Origin of the sequence: Streptomyces sp. NPDC057424 (assembly GCF_042803315.1) — a bacterium.
Lineage (GTDB): Bacteria > Actinomycetota > Actinomycetes > Streptomycetales > Streptomycetaceae > Streptomyces.
Genome location: NZ_JBHVCP010000063.1, coordinates 1 through 19,156 on the forward strand (window position 1 = coordinate 1; position 19,156 = coordinate 19,156).

General features: G+C 72.1%; 16 protein-coding genes. 11 read left to right on the forward strand and 5 right to left on the reverse strand.

The window, feature by feature from the left end; translation table 11 throughout:
* Positions 1-202: 202 nt before the first annotated feature.
* Together ACFU3E_RS32660 and ACFU3E_RS32665 are read right to left on the reverse strand one after the other, a co-directional pair.
* Positions 203-331 (reverse strand): hypothetical protein, encoded by a 129-nt coding sequence (locus tag ACFU3E_RS32660; protein WP_384166521.1) that lies wholly within the window; start codon positions 329-331, stop codon positions 203-205.
* A gap of 292 nt (positions 332-623) precedes the next feature.
* Positions 624-2,759 carry an MMPL family transporter gene (locus ACFU3E_RS32665; protein WP_384166524.1) on the reverse strand — a complete coding sequence of 712 codons (2,136 nt, stop codon included), beginning with the start codon at positions 2,757-2,759 and terminating at the stop codon, positions 624-626.
* Between the two features lie 101 nt (positions 2,760-2,860).
* Between ACFU3E_RS32665 and rpe the strand changes: the two genes are divergently transcribed.
* The 9 genes from rpe (at position 2,861) to ACFU3E_RS32710 (ending at position 13,359) form a co-directional block, all read left to right on the forward strand.
* The gene (rpe, locus tag ACFU3E_RS32670; protein ID WP_384166526.1) at positions 2,861-3,547 is read left to right on the forward strand and encodes a ribulose-phosphate 3-epimerase; all 687 of its coding nucleotides are present in this window, start codon (positions 2,861-2,863) and stop codon (positions 3,545-3,547) included.
* A gap of 78 nt (positions 3,548-3,625) precedes the next feature.
* Complete coding sequence (locus tag ACFU3E_RS32675) at positions 3,626-4,669, forward strand: sugar-binding transcriptional regulator (RefSeq protein WP_384166529.1); 1,044 nt, start codon at positions 3,626-3,628, stop codon at positions 4,667-4,669.
* A gap of 3 nt (positions 4,670-4,672) precedes the next feature.
* Positions 4,673-5,044: a barstar family protein gene (locus ACFU3E_RS32680; protein ID WP_384166532.1), complete on the forward strand. Its 372-nt coding sequence runs from the start codon at positions 4,673-4,675 to the stop codon at positions 5,042-5,044.
* A gap of 108 nt (positions 5,045-5,152) precedes the next feature.
* The gene (locus ACFU3E_RS32685; RefSeq protein ID WP_384166535.1) at positions 5,153-6,595 is read left to right on the forward strand and encodes a GuaB1 family IMP dehydrogenase-related protein; all 1,443 of its coding nucleotides are present in this window, start codon (positions 5,153-5,155) and stop codon (positions 6,593-6,595) included.
* Between the two features lie 519 nt (positions 6,596-7,114).
* Positions 7,115-8,584, forward strand: a complete 1,470-nt coding sequence (locus ACFU3E_RS32690; protein ID WP_384166538.1) for an amino acid permease — start codon at positions 7,115-7,117, stop codon at positions 8,582-8,584.
* Between the two features lie 10 nt (positions 8,585-8,594).
* Positions 8,595-9,047 (forward strand): Lrp/AsnC family transcriptional regulator, encoded by a 453-nt coding sequence (locus ACFU3E_RS32695; protein ID WP_384166541.1) that lies wholly within the window; start codon positions 8,595-8,597, stop codon positions 9,045-9,047.
* A gap of 136 nt (positions 9,048-9,183) precedes the next feature.
* Positions 9,184-10,380: an MFS transporter gene (locus ACFU3E_RS32700; protein ID WP_384166544.1), complete on the forward strand. Its 1,197-nt coding sequence runs from the start codon at positions 9,184-9,186 to the stop codon at positions 10,378-10,380.
* 427 nt (positions 10,381-10,807) lie between these two features.
* Positions 10,808-11,596 carry a carbon-nitrogen hydrolase family protein gene (locus ACFU3E_RS32705; protein WP_384166547.1) on the forward strand — a complete coding sequence of 263 codons (789 nt, stop codon included), beginning with the start codon at positions 10,808-10,810 and terminating at the stop codon, positions 11,594-11,596.
* Positions 11,597-11,646: 50 nt separating this feature from the next.
* Positions 11,647-13,359: a flavin monoamine oxidase family protein gene (locus ACFU3E_RS32710; protein ID WP_384166550.1), complete on the forward strand. Its 1,713-nt coding sequence runs from the start codon at positions 11,647-11,649 to the stop codon at positions 13,357-13,359.
* A gap of 7 nt (positions 13,360-13,366) precedes the next feature.
* On the opposite strand, the gene ACFU3E_RS32715 is transcribed toward ACFU3E_RS32710, so the two are convergent.
* Positions 13,367-14,080, reverse strand: coding sequence for a DUF5995 family protein (locus ACFU3E_RS32715; RefSeq protein ID WP_384166553.1), 714 nt, complete (start codon positions 14,078-14,080; stop codon positions 13,367-13,369).
* A gap of 175 nt (positions 14,081-14,255) precedes the next feature.
* Here ACFU3E_RS32715 and ACFU3E_RS32720 point away from each other — a divergent pair, with 175 nt between their 5' ends.
* Positions 14,256-15,386 (forward strand): glycoside hydrolase family 6 protein, encoded by a 1,131-nt coding sequence (locus tag ACFU3E_RS32720; RefSeq protein ID WP_384166621.1) that lies wholly within the window; start codon positions 14,256-14,258, stop codon positions 15,384-15,386.
* A gap of 93 nt (positions 15,387-15,479) precedes the next feature.
* On the opposite strand, the gene ACFU3E_RS32725 is transcribed toward ACFU3E_RS32720, so the two are convergent.
* Positions 15,480-16,685: an MFS transporter gene (locus tag ACFU3E_RS32725; RefSeq protein ID WP_384166556.1), complete on the reverse strand. Its 1,206-nt coding sequence runs from the start codon at positions 16,683-16,685 to the stop codon at positions 15,480-15,482.
* 134 nt (positions 16,686-16,819) lie between these two features.
* On the opposite strand from ACFU3E_RS32725, the gene ACFU3E_RS32730 reads away from it, so the two are divergent.
* Positions 16,820-18,112, forward strand: a complete 1,293-nt coding sequence (locus ACFU3E_RS32730; RefSeq protein ID WP_384166559.1) for an ROK family transcriptional regulator — start codon at positions 16,820-16,822, stop codon at positions 18,110-18,112.
* Positions 18,113-18,333: 221 nt separating this feature from the next.
* Here the strand turns inward: ACFU3E_RS32730 and ACFU3E_RS32735 are convergent, their stop codons facing one another.
* The gene (locus tag ACFU3E_RS32735) at positions 18,334-19,125 is read right to left on the reverse strand and encodes an SDR family oxidoreductase (protein ID WP_384166562.1); all 792 of its coding nucleotides are present in this window, start codon (positions 19,123-19,125) and stop codon (positions 18,334-18,336) included.
* Positions 19,126-19,156 lie beyond the last annotated feature (31 nt).

Consider the following 19,156-nt stretch of genomic DNA (forward strand, 5'->3'; position numbering starts at 1 on the left):
GGCCGCCCGATCCACCGTCCCGCCCCCGCCGGCACCGGGACGGCGGATCGGTCTCCGTGCGGTCAGCCCGTACATGCCGCAGGGCAGGCCGAACCGCTCCAGGGGCAGGATGGCGTAGAAGTTGCCGCCGAAGGCCAGGGCGTATCGAGAGGCTGCCGAACCCCGGCGCGGGGTGACCGCCCCTCGTGCACTGCAGTCGGGCTCAGAACCCGCGGGCGGTGAGCCACTCGTCCAGCGCGACCGAGGCGATGTCGCCGATGGGCAGGTGATCGAGTTCGTTGTCCAGCGCGAAACGTTTGATCCGCTCCTGATCGAGCGGCTGGCACAGCACGTGTCACGGTTCTCTGAGCCGGAACCCGTCTCGCCTGCCGCACAACGCCGCCGGTACAGCGATCCACCGGCAAGGTTGCGTACCTGGCCCTGGTCTTGAGGCGGGCGGCCCCTACCACGCTGCCGTGAGACCGGACGAGCTGCCTGCTGCTGAGCAGAGGCACCCTTCACACCGATTCAGGTGTTGCCGGATCAGTACCCATGGTTCCGCCGGGCGCTCGCGCGGGCCGGGCGATCGTGGACAGCATCGAGACGGCGTCCGCGGCCTCACCGCTGAGGTGAGGGGCGATTGGTCAGCGGATTCGAGAACCTGCACTGACGCTCTCCCGGGCCGAAGCACCGCCGTCCTCCCGCGCCAGCCGGTGCGGCCACCACACCTTCGGCCCGATGTCCAGGAACAGCGACGTCACGAGGACCGAGCGCACGATGAACGTGTCGATGAGGACGCCGAGGGCTACCGCGAAGCCGATCTCGGCGAAGGCGACCATCGGCAGGGTGCCGAGGGCGGCGAACGTGCCGGCCAGGACCAGACCGGCGGAGGTGATGACCGCGCCGGTGGCGGCCAGGCCGGTGACCACGCCCGCTCTGGTGCCCTGACGGGTCGCCTCCTCGCGGATGCGCGTGGTCAGGAAGATGTTGTAGTCGATGCCCAGGGCGACCAGGAACACGAAGACGAACAGCGGGAAGTCGGTCGCCTCGCCCGCGTAGTCGAAGACGTACCGGAACGCGAGCGCGCTGAGGCCGAGCGCCGCCGCGAACGACAGGATCACCGTGCCGATCAGCAGCAGCGGGGCGACGAGGGCGCGCAGCAGCACGCAGAGGATCATCAGCACGACCACCAGCACCAGCGGGATGATCAGCATGTTGTCGTGCGCGGTCGCCTTGTCCATGTCCAGCAGGGCCGCCGTACCGCCGCCCACCTGGGCGTCGGCGTCCGGCACCGCGTGCACGGCGTCCCGGACCCGCTCCACCGTCTGCTTGGCCGCCTCGCTGTCCGACGGCGCGGTCATGGTGGCCTCGAAGAGGACTCTGCCCTCGAAGGCCGGTTTCGCGCCGGGTGGCAGACCGAGGGACTGGGGGACCACGCCCGGCGTCGTCGCGACCGCGCGGCCCACCTGCTCGGCCTGCGCCTGGTTGCTGATGATGACCAGGGGATCGCCGCTGCCCGCGGGGAAGTAGCGCGCCGACACCTCCTGACCGGTGATCGAGTCCGGTTTCCCGGTGAACGCGTCCGCGTTGCCGATGCCCTCCGCGCGCAGCTGGATCAGTCCCAGCGAACAGATCGCCAGCGCGATCGCCGTGACGCCCCAGGTCATCCGCGGGCGGCGGGCGATACGGCGGCCCGTACGCGCCCAGATGCCGCGCTCGGTCGGGTCGGGCGTGCCGTAGTGCGGGATCACCGGCCAGAAGATCCACCGGCCGAAGACCACCAGCAGGGCGGGGAAGAGGCTCATCATCGCCAGCAGGGCGACCGCGACGCCGATCGCGGCCACCGGGCCCAGGCCGCTCGTGGAGTTCATCTCGGCGGCCAGCAGCACCAGCATGCTCAGCACGACCGTCGCGCCGGAGGCGAGCACCGCGGGCCCGGCGCGGTGCAGCGCCAGGGCCATCGCCTCGTGCCGGTCCTCGTGCCGGCGCAGCTCCTCCCGGTAGCGGGCGACCAGCAGCAGGGCGTAGTCCGTCCCCGCGCCGAAGACCAGCACCGTGAGGATGCCGGCGCTCTGGCCGTTCACCGTCAGCCCCGCGTGCTCGGCCAGCAGGTAGATCAGCGCCTGGGAGGCGAGCAGGGCACAGACCACGGAGACCAGAGGGACCAGCAGCAGGGTCAGACTGCGGTAGGTGATGAGCAGCATGACGATGACAACGGTCATCGCCGCGAACAGCAGCGTCGAGTCGATGCCCTCGAAGGCCTCCGCGAAGTCCGCGGACGTGCCGCCCGGACCCGTGATGTGCACGGCCAGCCCGTCGCCGCCCGTACCGACGTCGTCCCGGATGGACTCCACTGCGGGGGAGATCCGCTCCCAGCCCTCCTCGTCCATCATGATCGGCACGAAGACCTGCGCCGCCCGCGGATCGGCCTGCCGGTCGAACACCGGTCCCCGCGTCTGCTCACCGAGAATGCCGTGGTCACGCAACTGCTTGAGCTGCGTCACGTCCTCGGCGATCTCCGCCCGGTCCTGCTCCGTCAGGCCGCTCTCCCGCGCGTAGATCACCACCGCCGGGATCTGCTCCGGCCGGAAGTCCTCGGAGATCTGCAGCACCTGCGTCGACTCCGCGGATCCCGGCAGCCAGGACGCGGCGTCGTTGTCCTGCGCGTCGGTGAGCTTCATGGCGAACGGCGCGGCGATGAACAGCACGGCCACCCAGAAGACCAGCACGAGCCACTTGGCCCGCCGCCCGCAGACGAGATGTGCGATGCCCTGCTTCATGGCGACCCCCTCCGCGCCGCACACAGCGCGCGGTCGAGCGGAAAGGCCGGCTTTTCGGGGCCCCTACGGTTCAAGGCCGGCGCAGCACATAGGCTACGGACATGGCCGCGCAGATCAACCCCAGCATCCTGTCCGCAGATTTCGCCCGCCTCGCGGACGAGGCGAAGGCCGTGGCAGGAGCCGACTGGCTCCACGTCGACGTCATGGACAACCATTTCGTCCCGAACCTCACGCTCGGCGTGCCGGTCGTGGAGTCGCTGGCCCGTGCGACGGACACCCCGCTGGACTGCCATCTGATGATCGAGGCCCCCGATCGGTGGGCGCCCCAGTACGTGGAAGCGGGGGCCGGTTCCGTCACCTTCCATGTCGAGGCCGCCGCCGCCCCGGTCCGGCTCGCCCGGGAGATCCGTGCCAAGGGCGCCCGCGCCTCCATGGCGCTGAAGCCCGCGACCCCGATCGAGCCGTACGAGGACCTGCTCCCCGAGCTCGACATGCTGCTGATCATGACGGTCGAACCGGGCTTCGGGGGACAGGCCTTCCTCGACATCATGCTTCCGAAGATTCGCCGCACCCGCGAGTTGATCAGCAAGCACGGACTGGAGCTCTGGCTCCAGGTCGACGGCGGAGTTTCCGCTTCCACCATCGAGCGGTGCGCGGACGCCGGAGCCGACGTCTTCGTGGCCGGATCGGCGGTCTACGGGGCAAACGACCCGGCCGAGGCGGTACGTGCACTACGCACCCAGGCGGAGGCGGCGACGGCGAAGGCCTCCTGGGCCTGCAACCACTGAGCCACAGCAAAGTGAACGGCTCTCACCAGGGCTGATCAACCGCGCCACATCTGCGAGGATGAACGGCGAATCCAGAGTGTGAACAGCAGTGAGGAGAACGCCGTGTCGGGTATGTCGGCGGGCCGGTCAGCCATGCGGATGGGACCCGCTGAGCTGGTGCAGGCGGCGGCCATGGCCCGCCGCTTCTACCTCGAGGGCAAGTCCAAGATCCAGATCGCGGAGGAGTTCGGCGTCAGCCGCTTCAAGGTGGCCCGGGTCCTGGAGACCGCCCTCGAACGGGATCTCGTACGCATCGAGATCCGTGTGCCGGCCGAGCTGGACGCCGAGCGCTCGGACGCGCTCCGCGCCCGCTACGGCCTCAGGCACGCTGTCGTGGTCGAGTCCCCGGCCGAGGCCGAGGAGACACCCGACCCCGAGAACCTGGGAGAGGTGGCCGCCGACCTGCTCGGCGAACTGGTCAACGAAGGAGATGTGCTGGGCCTGGCCTGGGGCCGCTCCACCATCCACATGGCGGCGGCGCTCGACCGGCTGCCCCCGTGCACGGTGGTGCAGCTGACCGGCGTGTACGACGCCGGGACCGCCGAGCGCGGCTCGGTCGAGGCCGTCCGCCGCGCCGCCCAGGTGTCCGGCGGCGACGCCCACCCCATCTACGCCCCGATGCTGCTGCCCGACGCGGCCACGGCCACGGCACTGCGCAACCAGACGGGCATCGCCCGGGCCTTCGAGCACTTCGACAAGGTCACCGTCGCCTGCGTCTCCATCGGCTCCTGGGAGCCGGGCATCTCCACGGTGCACGACATGCTCAGTGACGAGGAGCGCTCCCACTACGCCTCCCTCGGTGTCGCCGCCGAGATGTCCGCGCACCTCTTCGACGCCGAGGGCCGCCGGGTCGGCCGGGACCTGGGCGAGCGGTGCATCACGGTGAAGGCCCACCAGCTCCGCCGCATCCCCGAGGTCGTCGCCATCGCCGGCGGGCAGCGCAAGGGGCCCGCGATCGACGCGGTGCTGCGGTCCGGGCTCGTCACCAGCCTGGTGACCGACACCTCGGCCGCGGACTACCTGATGACGGCCGGCCCGGCGCCGAAGTCCGCGCTCAACCGGTCCGACCCGGACGGAGTCTGACGGGTGGCCGGCCAGGCGCACGGAGTGCACGACCCGGCGGGCCGGATCGTGGTCGTCCTGGACCTGGACGGGGTCACGGACAAGGCGGGTCTCATGGACCGCTGCGCCCGTGACCTGGGCCTGCCCGACTGGTTCGGCCGCAACTGGGACGCCCTCGCCGACTGCCTGGCCGACCCTGCCCTCTGGCCGGAGGAGGCCGGGGAGCGGGGGCTGCTGGTCGTCGTCCGGGGCTGGCGGAAGTACGCCGGGACGCGGCCCGAGGAGTGGCAGGTCGCCGAGGAGATCTTCGCCGAGGCCACGGACCGGGGCCCGGGGCTGTTCGTGACCCTCGGTCTTGGAGAATCCTCCGAGAGGCCCCCTGACCAGCCTGGATGATCCGCTGGGGGTGGTTGGGGCGTTCCGCATGGGACAATGAAGTACGTGCTCTTTCCCCCTGGCCGGCCGGTCCGGGGGTCACCTCTGATCGACTGGGATGTGCAGCACGTGCGTTTCCTCAATGACATCCAGCCCGGGTACGACCTGACGTACGACGACGTCTTCATGGTGCCGAGCCGCTCCTCGGTGGGCTCGCGGCAGGCCGTCGACCTCAGCTCCCCGGACGGCACGGGCACCACCATCCCGCTCGTCGTCGCCAACATGACCGCCATCGCCGGCCGCCGCATGGCCGAGACCGTGGCCCGCCGCGGCGGCCTCGTGGTGATACCCCAGGACATCCCGATCGAGGTGGTCACCGAGGTCGTCTCCTGGGTGAAGAGCCGCCATCTGGTGCTGGACACCCCGATCATCCTGTCGCCGCACCAGACGGTCGCGGACGCGCTGGGGCTGCTGCCCAAGCGGGCGCACAACGCCGGTGTCGTCGTCGACGACCACCACAAGCCCATCGGCGTGGTCACCGACTCCGACCTCTCCGGCGTCGACCGCTTCACGCAGCTCGCCGAGGTCATGTCCCGGGACCTGCTGCTCATCGACGCGGACAAGGACCCGGGCGAGGCCTTCAGCACCCTCGACCACGCCAACCGCCGCTACGCCCCCGCGGTCAACCGGGACGGCACCCTCGCCGGCATCCTGACCCGCAAGGGCGCCCTGCGCGCCACGCTCTACACGCCGGCCACCGACGCCCGGGGACGACTGCGCATCGCCGCCGCCGTCGGCATCAACGGCGACGTCGCGGGCAAGGCCCAGGAGCTGCTGGACGCGGGCGTCGACGCGCTCGTCATCGACACGGCACACGGCCACCAGGAGTCGATGATCAGCGCCCTGAAACTGGTGCGCGACCTCGACCCGCAGGTGCCGATCGTCGCGGGCAACGTGGTCGCCGCCGCGGGTGTGCGCGACCTGATCGAGGCCGGCGCGGACATCGTCAAGGTCGGTGTCGGCCCCGGCGCCATGTGCACCACGCGCATGATGACCGGCGTCGGCCGCCCGCAGTTCTCCGCCGTCCTGGAGTGCGCCGCCGAGGCGAAGAAGTACGGCAAGCACGTCTGGGCCGACGGCGGCGTCCGCCACCCGCGCGACGTGGCCATGGCCCTCGCGGCCGGCGCGTCCAACGTGATGGTCGGCTCCTGGTTCGCGGGCACCTACGAGTCCCCGGGCGACCTCCAGCACGACGCCCAGGGGCGCGCCTACAAGGAGTCCTTCGGCATGGCGTCCGCCCGGGCCGTGCGCAACCGCACCTCGGAGGAGTCGGCGTACGACCGCGCCCGCAAGGCGCTGTTCGAAGAGGGCATCTCCACCTCCCGCATGTTCCTCGACCCGGCCCGCCCGGGCGTCGAGGACCTGATCGACTCGATCATCGCGGGCGTCCGCTCCTCCTGCACCTACGCCGGTGCCGGTTCCCTGGAGGAGTTCGCCGAGAAGGCCATCGTCGGCGTCCAGAGCGCCGCGGGCTACGCGGAGGGCAAGCCGCTGCACGCCAGTTGGAGCTGACGCGCCCCACGCCCCGTGCAGGCCCCCGACAGGAGTCGGGGGCCTGCGGGGTCCTCGCCGTCGGCCTGGGGAGATCGCCGAGCGCAGAGCCGGGACGCCGACGTGCTGGAGCGCTGCACGCCGTCGCAGAGCGCGGCGCGGGATCGACGTCATGGGCTCCGGCGTCGAGGGGGACGGCACTGCCCGCGCGGCGGCGCTCTGCGCCCGGTGGGCATGCCTGCCCACCACCCCGACGGCCCCTGCGGGAGCGGGGCCGAACCCTGCGCGGTCCTGGTCAGGGTCCTCTGACCGCTCCCGGTGCAACGCTCCACAGCCGCTCCGCAACGAACATCCGCCCTGTCCCGGGGAACGCAATGATCTTGCACTGATGCGCAAGGTTGCTGCATTTCGACAGCAACGCCGTTGCTCGTAGGCTGTCGCCTCGTACGTGGCGTGGCGGGGACTCCGCTCGGTGGGTCCCTGCTCAAGGGTTGCCCTCGGTCCCTGCCGCCCTGACCGGTAGCGATAAGGAGCCAGCGCGTGCTCGACCAAGGCGCACCCCCGCAGAACCCAGGCCAGACAGCCGCCCCCGCGCCCCCCGGCATCGGTGCCCGCCTCATGCGCCGCAAGCCCGTGGAACGCCTGGTCGCGGAGGGTGGCCAGGGTGAGGGAGGGTCGCTGCGCCGCACCCTCGGGCTGTGGCAGCTCACCATGATCAGCATCGGTGCCACCCTCGGCACCGGCATCTTCGTCGTCCTCGGCGAGGCCGTCCCCAAGGCGGGTCCGGCCGTCACCCTCTCCTTCGTCATCGCCGGCCTCACCGCCCTGTTCTCGGCCCTGTCCTACGCCGAACTGGCCGGCACCATCCCGGTCTCCGGCTCCTCGTACTCGTATGCGTACGCAACGATGGGCGAGCTGATCGCCTGGATATGCGGCTGGTGCCTGGTCCTGGAGTACGGCGTGTCGGTCGCCGCCGTCGCGGTCGGCTGGGGCGAGTACCTCAACGAACTGCTCGACGGGACCGTCGGCGTCACCATCCCGGCGGCCCTGTCCGCCCCGCCGGGCGACGGTGGCGTGTTCAACCTGCCGGCACTGATCGTCGTGCTGCTCGCGATGGCGTTCCTGCTGGGTGGCGCCCGCGAGTCCGCCCGCGCCAACACCGTCATGGTCATCGTGAAGATCGCCGCACTGGTGCTGTTCTGCGCCATCGGCGTCCAGGGCTTCCGCTCCGGCAACTACGAGAACTTCATGCCGCTGGGGATGGCCGGGGTCAGCGCGGCAGGTGCCACGCTGTTCTTCTCCTACATCGGCTTCGACGCCGCCTCCACCGCCGGTGAGGAGGCCAAGAACGCCCAGCGCGACCTGCCGCGCGCGATCATGCTGTCGCTGGTCATCATCACCGCGCTGTACGTCCTGGTCGCGGCCGTCGCGGTCGGCGCCAAGCCCTGGAAGAACTTCACCGACTCCGAGGCCGCCCTCGCCCAGATCATGCGCGAGGTCACCGGGCAGTCCTTCTGGGGCACGCTGCTGGCGTTCTGCGCCGTCATCGCCATCGCGAGCGTGGTGCTGACCGTGCTGTACGGCCAGACCCGCATTCTGTTCGCCATGTCCCGCGACGGTCTTGTGCCGAAGGTGTTCGCCAGGGTCCATCCGAAGACCGGCGCTCCCCGTGCCAACACCCTGATCGTGTCGCTGTTCTGCGGCGTCCTGGCCGCCGCGATCCCGCTCGGGCAGCTCGCCGACGCCACCAGCATCGGCACCCTGTTCGCCTTCGCGCTCGTCAACGTGGCCGTCGTCGTGCTGCGCCGGACCAAGCCGGACCTGCCCCGCACGTTCCGGGTGCCGCTCTCGCCGGTCCTGCCCGCGCTGGGCTTCGCCTTCTGCCTCTGGATGATGGGCAGTCTGTCGACCGTGACCTGGGTGGTCTTCGGTGTCTGGATGGCCGCCGGGCTCGTGTTCTACTTCGGGTACGGCTACCGCCGTTCCCGACTCGCGCCATCCGAAAAGTGATCAACCCACTGTGCTGAACGATCTCGACGAACGCATCGTGCACGCCCTCGCCGAGGACGCCCGCCGCTCCTACGCCGACATCGGCGGGCTCGTCGGCCTGTCCGCGCCCGCCGTGAAGCGGCGCGTGGACCGGCTGCGGGCCACCGGAGCCATCACCGGCTTCACCGTACGCGTGGACCCGGGCGCCCTCGGCTGGGAGACCGAGGGGTTCGTCGAGATCTACTGCCGCGGGAACACCTCCCCGGAGACCATCCAGCACGGCCTGGAGCGCTACCAGGAGGTCGTGGCCGCGTCCACCGTCACCGGGGACGCGGACGCGATCGCCCAGGTCTTCGCCTCCGACATGCGTCACTTCGAGCGCGTGCTGGAGCGGATCGCCGGGGAGCCGTTCGTGGAGCGGACCAAGTCCGTGCTCGTGCTCTCGCCGCTGCTGCGCCGCTTCTCGTCGGGTTCGCCCACGTAGGTCTGTGGCCCGCTGCGGGCGGCACCTCTAGCCTGGGTGTCATGACCTGGCGACATTGATCCACCAGCCGTGCCTCCCGAGGACCGCCTCGGACGCCGTATCTCCGGCGTCCGATCCGTCCCTCCGGGAAGGCCTCATGACACTCTCACCCGCACGCGTGCCCGCCGCCGGTGTCCGGCGGCTGACGACCACGCTGTACGGCTACGCGTTCCTCGACGACTTCGTCCTGCTCTACCCGGTGTACGCGCTGTTGTTCGCCGACACCGGGATGTCGCTCTGGCAGATCTCCTCCCTGTTCGCCCTGTGGTCCATCACCTCGGTGGTGCTGGAAGTGCCCTCCGGTGTCTGGGCCGACGCCACGTCGCGCCGCCGGCTGCTGTGGATCGGCCCGCTGCTCACCGCGGCCGGCTTCGCGCTGTGGGTGGCCGTCCCGTCGTACGGGGCCTTCGCGGCCGGCTTCGTCCTGTGGGGCGCCGGCGGAGCGCTCGGCTCCGGTGCACTGGAGGCACTGGTGTACGACGAACTGGACCACCTCGGCGCCGCCGACCGGTACGCGCGGGTCATGGGCCGGGCCCGGGCCGCCCGGCTCCTGGGCACCGTGGCCTCCCTCGGCCTCGCGGGGCCCGTCTTCGGCCGGGGAGGCCATGAGGCTGTCGGTGCCGCCAGCTTCCTGGCCTGCGTGCTGACCGCCCTGGCCGCGACCCGGTTCCCGGAACACCGGGCGCGGCCGGAGAGCGCCGAGGAGAGCGGGGCGACGACCTTGCGGACCGGACTCGCCGAGCTCCGCGGGGACCGTGCGGTGTTGGGCGCTCTGCTGTTGGTCCCGGCCGTGGCCGCGGTGTGGGGCGCGCTCGACGAGTACACCCCGCTGCTGGTCCGGGACCTCGGTGTCGCCGAGGCGACGGTGCCCTGCCTGATCATGCTGATCTGGGCGGGCGTCACCGTCGGCAGCCTCCTGGCAGGACCGGCCGAGCGCCTCGGCACGGCCGGGCTGGCGGCACTGCTCGCGGGTGCCGCCCTCGTCCTGGCCGTCGGTGCCGCGGCCCGTTCCCTGGCCGGTATCGCTCTCGTGAGCCTCGCCTTCGCCGGGTTCCAGCTGGCCGAGGTACTCGCCGACGTCCGTCTCCAGCACCGCATCGACGAGTCCCGCCGGGCCACGCTCACCTCCGTGGCGAGCCTGGGCACCGAGCTGGCGACGGTCGCCACCTTCGGCGTGTACGCGCTGCTCGGCACGGACATGGCGCACAGCACCGTCTTCGCGGTACTCGCGCTGCCCTACCTCGTGACAGCGCTGGTGCTGGCTGGGGCTCGGGCTGCCAGGGCACGACCGTGAAGTCGCCCGTCTCCCGGCGGGGCCGGCTGCCCGTGGCCGCCCAGCTGGACCCGAGCCGGTCGTGGCGGTCCGGGCCGTGGACGGTGTCGCCGACCCGTTTGCCCTCCGCGCCCGGCCGGTCCGACTCGGTGATGACGCCGGAGACGGCCGGGCGGACAGCACACCGTGGCCGGCCCGGCAGGGAACGGACATCGCCCTCGGGGCGGGACCCCGTCTCCACCGCGCGGCGGGAGAGCCGGGACGGACCATGGCTCCGGGGAGGAGCCGGGCTACGACGCACAGCGCGCAACGAATCGCCGTCCACCCCCGGACGCACGCAACGAACCGTTCACCGGCGCGCAACGGCTCCTTCTTGTCCGCCCTGGTCAGCCGCCCGTACCGTCTACGTGGCCCCTCCAACCACCCCTCCGCCCGGTGAGGAACACCCATGCGCACCGCCCTGCTCCAGAGCTCCGGCCGCCCCGGCTCCACCGTCGAGAACCTCAAGGTCCTCGACGAGGCCGCGGGCCGGGCCGCCGCCGCGGGCGCCGGGCTGCTCGTGACGCCGGAGATGTTCCTGACCGGGTACGCGATAGGCGACGACATCGGCCGTCTGGCCGAGCCCGCCGACGGCGACTGCGCGGACGCGATCGCCGAGATCGCGACGAGCCACGGCCTGACGATCGTCTACGCATACCCCGAGCGCGACGGCGACGCCGTGTTCAACTCCGCCCAGCTGATCTCCGCCGACGGCACACGTCTCGCGAACTACCGCAAGACGCACCTCTTCGGCTGCTTCGAGCGCGACCACTTCACCGCCGGTGACCAGCCGCTCGTCCAGGCCGACATCGACGGCCTCCGGGTCGGCATCCTGATCTGCTACGACGTGGAGTTCCCGGAGAACGTCCGCGCCCACGCCCTCGCCGGTACCGACCTGCTCGTCGTCCCGACCGCGCAGATGCACCCGTTCCAGTTCGTCGCCGAGTCGATGATCCCGGTGCGCGCCTTCGAGAACCAGATGTACGTCGCGTACGTCAACCGGGCCGGCCGGGAGGGCGAGTTCGAGTTCGTGGGGCTGTCCACGCTCGCCGGGCCCGACGGGGTCGCCCGCACCCGGGCCGGACGCGGCGAGGACCTCGTGATCGCCGACGTCGATCCGGCCTTCCTCGCCGCCTCGCGCGAGACAAACCCGTATCTGCTCGACCGGCGGCCCGGCCTCTACCGGCCGCTCGTCTGACAACGCCCGCTGAACCGCCCGTTCGTCCCCGTGCAAGGAGTCCGTACCCCATGACGTCCACCGTGCCCAACGCCGTCGAGCACGCAGACGCGCAGCAGCCGCCGATCACCATGTTCGGCCCGGACTTCCCGTACGCGTACGACGACTTCCTCGCCCACCCGGCGGGCCTCGGGCAGATACCCGCGACGGAGCACGGCACGGAGGTCGCGGTCGTCGGCGGTGGCCTGTCCGGCATCGTCGCCGCGTACGAGCTGATGAAGATGGGCCTGAAGCCGGTCGTGTACGAGGCCGACCAGATCGGCGGCCGGCTGCGGACGGTGGGCTTCGACGGCTGCGACGAGTCCCTCACCGCCGAGATGGGCGCGATGCGCTTCCCGCCGTCCTCCACGGCCCTCCAGCACTACATCGACCTGGTCGGTCTGCAGACGCGACCGTTCCCCAACCCCCTCTCCGAGGCGACCCCGTCGACCATCGTCGACCTGAAGGGCGAGTCGCACTACGCCGAGACGATCGACGACCTGCCCCAGGTGTACCGGGACGTCGCCGAGGCCTGGAACCGGTGCCTGGAGGAAGGCGCCGACTTCTCCGACATGAACCGCGCCCTGCGTGAGCGGGACGTGCCGCGCATCCGCGAGATCTGGTCCCGGCTCGTCGAGAAGCTCGACAACCAGACCTTCTACGGCTTCCTCTGCGACTCCGAGGCGTTCAAGTCCTTCCGGCACCGCGAGATCTTCGGCCAGGTCGGCTTCGGCACGGGCGGCTGGGACACCGACTTCCCCAACTCCATCCTCGAGATCCTGCGCGTCGTCTACACCGAGGCCGACGACCACCACCGCGGCATCGTCGGCGGCTCCCAGCAGCTGCCGCTGCGCCTGTGGGAGCGCGAGCCGCAGAAGATCGTCCACTGGCCCCAGGGAACCTCGCTCGCGTCCCTGCACGAGGGCGGCGAACCCCGTCCGGCCGTCACCCGGCTGCACCGCACCGCCGGCAACCGCATCACGGTGACCGACGCGGACGGTGACATCCGCACCTTCCAGGCGGCGGTCTTCACCGCCCAGTCCTGGATGCTGCTGTCGAAGATCGCCTGTGACGACTCGCTCTTCCCGATCGACCACTGGACGGCGATCGAGCGCACCCACTACATGGAGAGTTCCAAGCTCTTCGTGCCGGTCGACCGGCCGTTCTGGCTGGACGAGGCCGTCGACGACAGGGGAAATCCGACCGGCCGGGACGTCATGTCGATGACGCTCACCGACCGCATGACGCGCGGCACTTACCTGCTCGACGACGGCCCGGACAAGCCCGCCGTCATCTGCCTCTCCTACACCTGGTGCGACGACAGCCTGAAGTGGCTGCCGCTGTCCGCGAACGAGCGGATGGAGGTCATGCTGAAGTCGCTCGGCGAGATCTATCCCAAGGTCGACATCCGGCAGCACATCATCGGCAATCCGGTGACGGTCTCCTGGGAGAACGAGCCCTACTTCATGGGCGCCTTCAAGGCCAACCTCCCCGGCCACTACCGCTACCAGCGGCGCCTGTTCACGCACTTCATGCAGGACCGGCTGCCCGAGGACAAGCGCGGCATCTTCCTCGCCGGCGACGACATCTCCTGGACGGCAGGCTGGGCCGAGGGCGCCATCCAGACCGCCCTCAACGCGGTCTGGGGGGTCATGCACCACCTCGGCGGCACGACCGACCCGACCAACCCGGGCCCCGGCGACGTCTACGACGAGATCGCCCCCGTCGAACTGCCGGAGGACTAGCGGAGGACTAGCGCCGGAGCGGCGGCTCGGTCAGGGGCGTGAGCAGCATGCGCCCCGCGAAGCCCACCGCCGTGTCCAGGCGTTCGGTGAACTCATCGGCGACGTCGGGGAGTTCACGCAGGGCCCACAGGGCCCGGGCCGCCGTCCACGCGGCGTCCCGGGCGCGGTCCAGGCTCCAGGAGCCGAGCAGGTGGGTCAGTGGGTCGGCGATCCGGAACAGGTCGGGTCCCGGCATCAGATCTTCGCGGATGCGCTCCTCCAGCGAGACGAGGAGATCGCCCACCAGGTCGAACTCGTTCTCCAGATCGACGGGTGCGCAGCCGAGCGTACGGCAGGTGTCCACGACGGCCAGTGCGAGGTCGTGCCCGATGTGCGCGTTGATGCCCGCCAGCGCGAACTGCAACGGCCGTACCCCGGGGTGGCGGCGGAACTGGAACAGCGGCCGCCAGCAGGCGGGCGGGCGCCGCTCGTCCGCCACCGCCTCGACGGCCGCCAGATACCGCTGCGCGAACCGTACGTCCAGCGTGATCGCGGCGTGGGCGTCCGGGAACCGCCCGCTGTCGACGTACCGGTCCACCGCCTCCGTCACGGTGAGGTAGACGCGGTTGAAGACCGCCACCCCGTCCCGCGGGTGCAGGGCCTCGTCGAGGGCGCGCATACGGGAGATGACGGCGTCGACCGGAGTGTCCACGGCTGGGGGGAGTTGTTCGCATCGCGGCATGCGGGCAGAGTCGCAGCTCTAGGCTGACGGGAGTACCGGCGGGCCCGGCGCTTCCCCGAAACGGGGGAACACCGCCCGCCGCAGGGGGAGGGGGAGCAGCAGCGTGTCAGGCTCGCGTGCCCGGCGCCTGGCCGCCCGCAGGGCCGGGCGCAGGCGTGCCGCCCGGCGCGGCGCGATGGTCGTGGCGGCCTCGCTCGTCGTCGCGGCCGGTGCGGTCGCAGGTGTCCTCTCGGCGTTCGACGACAGACGGGCCTCGGACGAGGCGGGGCCCCCCGAGGTGTCGGCCTCGCCCCGCCTGGCGCCCCTGCCGGCCGTGCCGTCGCCGACCGCGGCGGCCTCCACCGGGTCCGCTTCGCCCTCGCCGTCCCCGTCCGCTCACCGGACGCGGATCCCCACGCCGTCGAAGACCGAGAAGAAGCGGGAGCGCACCCCCACCGTGACCGGACGGCTCCACCGCCACCCCGACTCCCAGGTGCTCGAATGGGTCCGCTCCCACTCCGGCGACCCCCGGCACGCGGTCATCGCGTCCCGTATCGCCGAGCAGCCCGCCGCCGTCTGGTTCGCCGACTACTCCCCGCAGACCGTCACCGCCCGGGTCGCCGCGGTGACGTCGGGCGGTGCCGCGCTCGGCCGGGTGCCCGTCCTCGTGCCGTACGCGATCCCCGGCCGGGACTGCGGCGGCCACTCCCAGGGCGGGGCGCCCGGCCTGGACGCGTACGACGCCTGGATCGACCGGTTCGCGGCCGGGCTGGGCTCCGGTGAGGTCATCGTCGTCCTGGAGCCGGACTCGGTCGCCCAGTCCGAGTGCCTCTCCGCCGGTGCACGCGCGGACCGCTTCGCCTCGCTGGCCCGGGCCGGACGCGTGCTGAAGGCCGCCAACGCCCGGACCCGTGTGTACTTCGACGCGGGGCACTCGGGCTGGAACGCGCCCGGCAAGCAGGCCGGCTGGCTGCGGCAGGCCGGAGCCGCCTCGCCCGATTCCTCCGACGGGATCTTCAGCAACGTCTCCAACTTCCACACCACCGCCGACGAGGTCGCCTACGACCGGCGGGTCCTCGACGCGCTCGGCGGACCGGCGAGCCTCGGTGCCGTCATCGACACCAGCCGCAACGGCAACGGCGCCCCGGCGGACGGCGAGTGGTGCGACCCGGCGGGCCGCAAGCTCGGCCGGGCACCCACCCTCGGCACCGGAGAGTCCCGGATCGACGCCTACCTGTGGGTGAAGCTGCCGGGGGAGTCGGACGGCTGCAAGGGCAGACCGGGGATGTTCACGGCGTCGTACGCCTACGACTTGGCGTCGTCGTAGGAGGAGGTGCCCTCGTCCGGCAGCGGTGCCCGGGTCTGCAAGTGGGCCGGGGCGAAGGCCGACCGGGGCCGACCAGGAGCGTCGCGGTTCCGGTCAGGGGCGCGGGCCGGGCACCGCCGCCTCCGGCAGGCTGGTCTTCGACCGTTCGCCGGGGCGGAGCACACCCGCGAACGCCACGAGGCCGCACGACAGCGCCGTCACCAGGCAGAACGACACCATCAGGCTGGTCGCCTGCGCCAGCATGCCGATCGCGCTCGGCGCGATCAGCCCGGAGGTGTACGTGATGGTCGCGACGCCCGCGATGGCCAGGCTCGGGTTGGAGCCGCTGCGGCCCGCCGCGGCGAAGCACAGCGGCACGACGACGGCGATGCCCAGCCCCATCAGCGCGAACCCACTCATGGCCACCGCCGGATGGTCCGCGACGACGATCAGCAGCCCGCCGAGGACGGCGAACACACCGCTCGCCCGTACTGTCCGCACGGCACCGAAGCGGTCGACGACCTTGTCGCCGGCGAGCCGGGCGACGGCCATGGTGAGCGTGAAGCCCGTGGTGCACGCCGCGGCGAGCCCGGCCGAGGTCTCCAGCTGCTCGCGCAGATAGAGCGCCGACCAGTCCAGGCTCGCGCCCTCCGCGAACACCGCGCAGAACCCGATCGCGCCGATGAGCAGCGCCGACCGGGGTGGCAGCGCGAACCGCGGCGGCGGCTCCTCGTCCTCGGCGGGCTGCAGGTCGAGCACCCACTGGCAGGACAGCACGCCGACGACGGTGAGGACCGCGGCGGCCAGCACATGGTGCAGCCGGGCGTCCGAGCCGAGGTGTGCGGCGAGCGTGCCGGCGGCCGAGCCGATCAGGGCACCCGCGCTCCACATGCCGTGCAGTCCGGACATGATCGACCGGCCGAGCCGGTTCTCGACCTCGACGCCCAGCGCGTTCATCGCCACGTCGGCCATGCCGGCGGTCGCGCCGTACACGAACAGCGCCAGGCAGAGCGTGAGGAGGTTCGGGGCGAGGGAGGGCAGGACCAGCGACAGTGTCCACAGGGCGATCAGCCCGCGCAGCGCGTTGCGGGCACCGAAGCGGTGGCTGACGCTGCCGGCCAGCGGCATCGCGACGGACGCGCCGAGCGCGGGAAAGGCGAGCGCGATCCCCAACTGGCCCGCGCTGACGCCCGCGTGGTCCTGGATCCACGGCACCCGGGTGGCGAACGAGCCGGTGACGGCGCCGTGCACGGCGAAGACGGCGGCCACGGCGTACCGGGACCGCTTCACCTCGCGTTGTTCGTCGACCACGTTGCCCATTCTGCGGTCCCCCTCCAGGTCTCTGCCGGGCTCGTCTCCGGTGCGGGCGTAAACTATCAGGAACCCTGCCTGATAATAAGAGGATTTTCGGTGGGGCACGGTCGACGGCTCCACCGATCTGGAAGGATCCCGGCATGCCCGCATCCCCGAGCACCGCCCGGGCCATCAACGACCGGCTCGCCCTGCGTCTGCTCCAGCAGGAAGGCCCGTTGACGGCAGGGCAGTTGAAACAGCTGACCGGTCTGTCCCGGCCGACCGTCGCCGACCTCGTCGAACGGCTCACCGCCGCCGGGCTGATCACGGTGGTCGGCGAGGCGGGGGAGCAGCGGCGCGGCCCCAACGCGAAGGTCTACGGCATCGTCTCCGACCGCGCGCACCTGGCCGCCCTCGACGTTCGTACCGAGGGCGTCGCCGTGGCCGTCGCGGACCTGGTCGGGCGGGTACTGGCCGAGGCGTCCGTGCCCATCGGGGACGACACGGGCACGGGGCCCGCCGTGGAGCAGGCGGTGGCGCTGGTCGAGCGCGTGGTGAAGGAGGCCGGCGCCGACCGGATGCACACCGTCGGCATCGGAGCCCCGGGCCTGATCGACCCGGCCAGCGGCGAGCTGCGTGACTCCTCCGGACTGCCCGAGTGGCACCGCCGCCTCGTGGCCACCCTCCAGGAGCGCCTGCCCGAAGCCCGCGTCAGCGTGGAGAACGAGACCAACCTCGCGGCACTGGCCGAGCAGCGCGACGGGGCGGCCCGGGACCGCGACACGTTCGTCCTGCTGTGGCTGGGCCACGGAACGGGAGCTGCCGTGGTCCTCGACGGCGCGCTGCGCCGCGGAGCCTCCGGCGGCACCGGCGAGATCGGCTTCCTCCCCGTCCCCGGTACGACCGCGCTGCCGTCCTCGACGGACTGCGAGGGGGGCTTCCACTCCCTGGCCTCGGCGGCGGCGGTCATGGAACTCGCTGCCGAGTGCGGGGTGCCGGTGGAGCCGGGGCAGGAGGTGGCGCAGGCGGGGGTCGTGCGGGCGGCGGTCGGCGTGGTGCGGGGGGCGGTGGTTCAGGTCCGGGCGGAGGACGCCACGGCCGGCCCGGCGCCCGGATCTCCCGATGAGCACCCGCCCACAGGCCTCGCCCCCGCCGCCCGTTTCCTCGACGCCCTCGCCGATCGCCTGGCCGTCGGAGTCGCCTCGGTCGTCGCGATCCTGGACCCAGGGTGTGTGGTGCTGGGGGGTGAGGTCGGTCGGGCCGGCGGCGAGGAACTCGCCGCCCGCGTGCAGGACCGCATCGCCCGGATGACACCGCTGCCGACGGAGGTACGTACGACCGGCCTGGGCGGCGGCGCGGTCCTGCGCGGCGCGCTGCTCACGGCGCGGGACCGCGCCCAGGAGGAACTGTTCACGCCGGGGGAGCGGCTGCCACAGCCCTCCCCGGGCTGGTAGGACGCGGCGCCCTGGCCGTCACACCCTGGTGCGCCCTTGCCCGCGGCTTCCCTCCCTGCCCCTGGTGCCTGGGCTCCCGGGCCGCGGCTTCTCGCCCTGCCCCTGGTGTCTAGGTCCCCGGGCCGCGGCTTCTCGCCCTGCCCCTGGTGCCCAAGCCCCCGGGCCCCCGCTCCCCCCGGCGCCTATGCCCCGGGCCACCGCCCCCCGCTCCCTCCGGGTGTCTACGCAGACGGCCGGCCCTCCCCGCCCCGACCGCTCCCCGCCCGCAGCGGGCCGCTCCCGAACCGCCTCGCCAGGTACTCCTCGAAGGACCCGGTGCCCACGGCCTGTTCCGGCGTCAGATGCCCCCCACTCCGGAAGCCCCGGTACGCCGCCCCCCACAGCGGCACGTTCACCACCGCCCGCCGTCGCCCGGACGCCTTCAGATACGCGCGGGCCAGCGACTCGAACGTCCGCACCTCGGGCCCGCCCATGTCCTCGACCCGCCCCGCCGGCGCAGCCGCCGCCAGTCCCGCCAGCCGGTCCGCGACCTCGGCGACCTCGACCGGCTGGTCCCGCAGGCCGGCCGGCAGGAACAGCACCGGCAGCTTCGACAGCCCCTGGAACAGCATGACCAGCAGGTCGTGGAACTGGGTCGCCCGCAGCACGGTCCAGCCGAGCCCCGACTCCTCGACAAGCCGCTCCACCGCGAGCTTGCTCCGGTAATAGCGGAACGGCACCCGGTCGACGCCGACGATGGAGATGTACACGAGGTGGGGCACACGCGCCCCGCGTGCCGCCCTGATCAGCTGCGCCGCCGCCTCCTCGTCGCCCTTCTGCGACGACGCGCAGTGCACGATCGTGTCCACACCGGCGACCGCCGCGTCCAGCCCGGCACCGCCCTTGCGCAGATCGACCGCGTACGGCTCACTGTGCCGGCTGAGCACCCGCACCTCGTGCCCGTCCGCGCGCAGCCGCTCGGCGACGAGCCGGCCGAGCGTTCCCGTACCGCCGGTCACCAGGATCGTGGTCATGCTGTTCAGTCCCTTCGGACGCCCGGCGCTC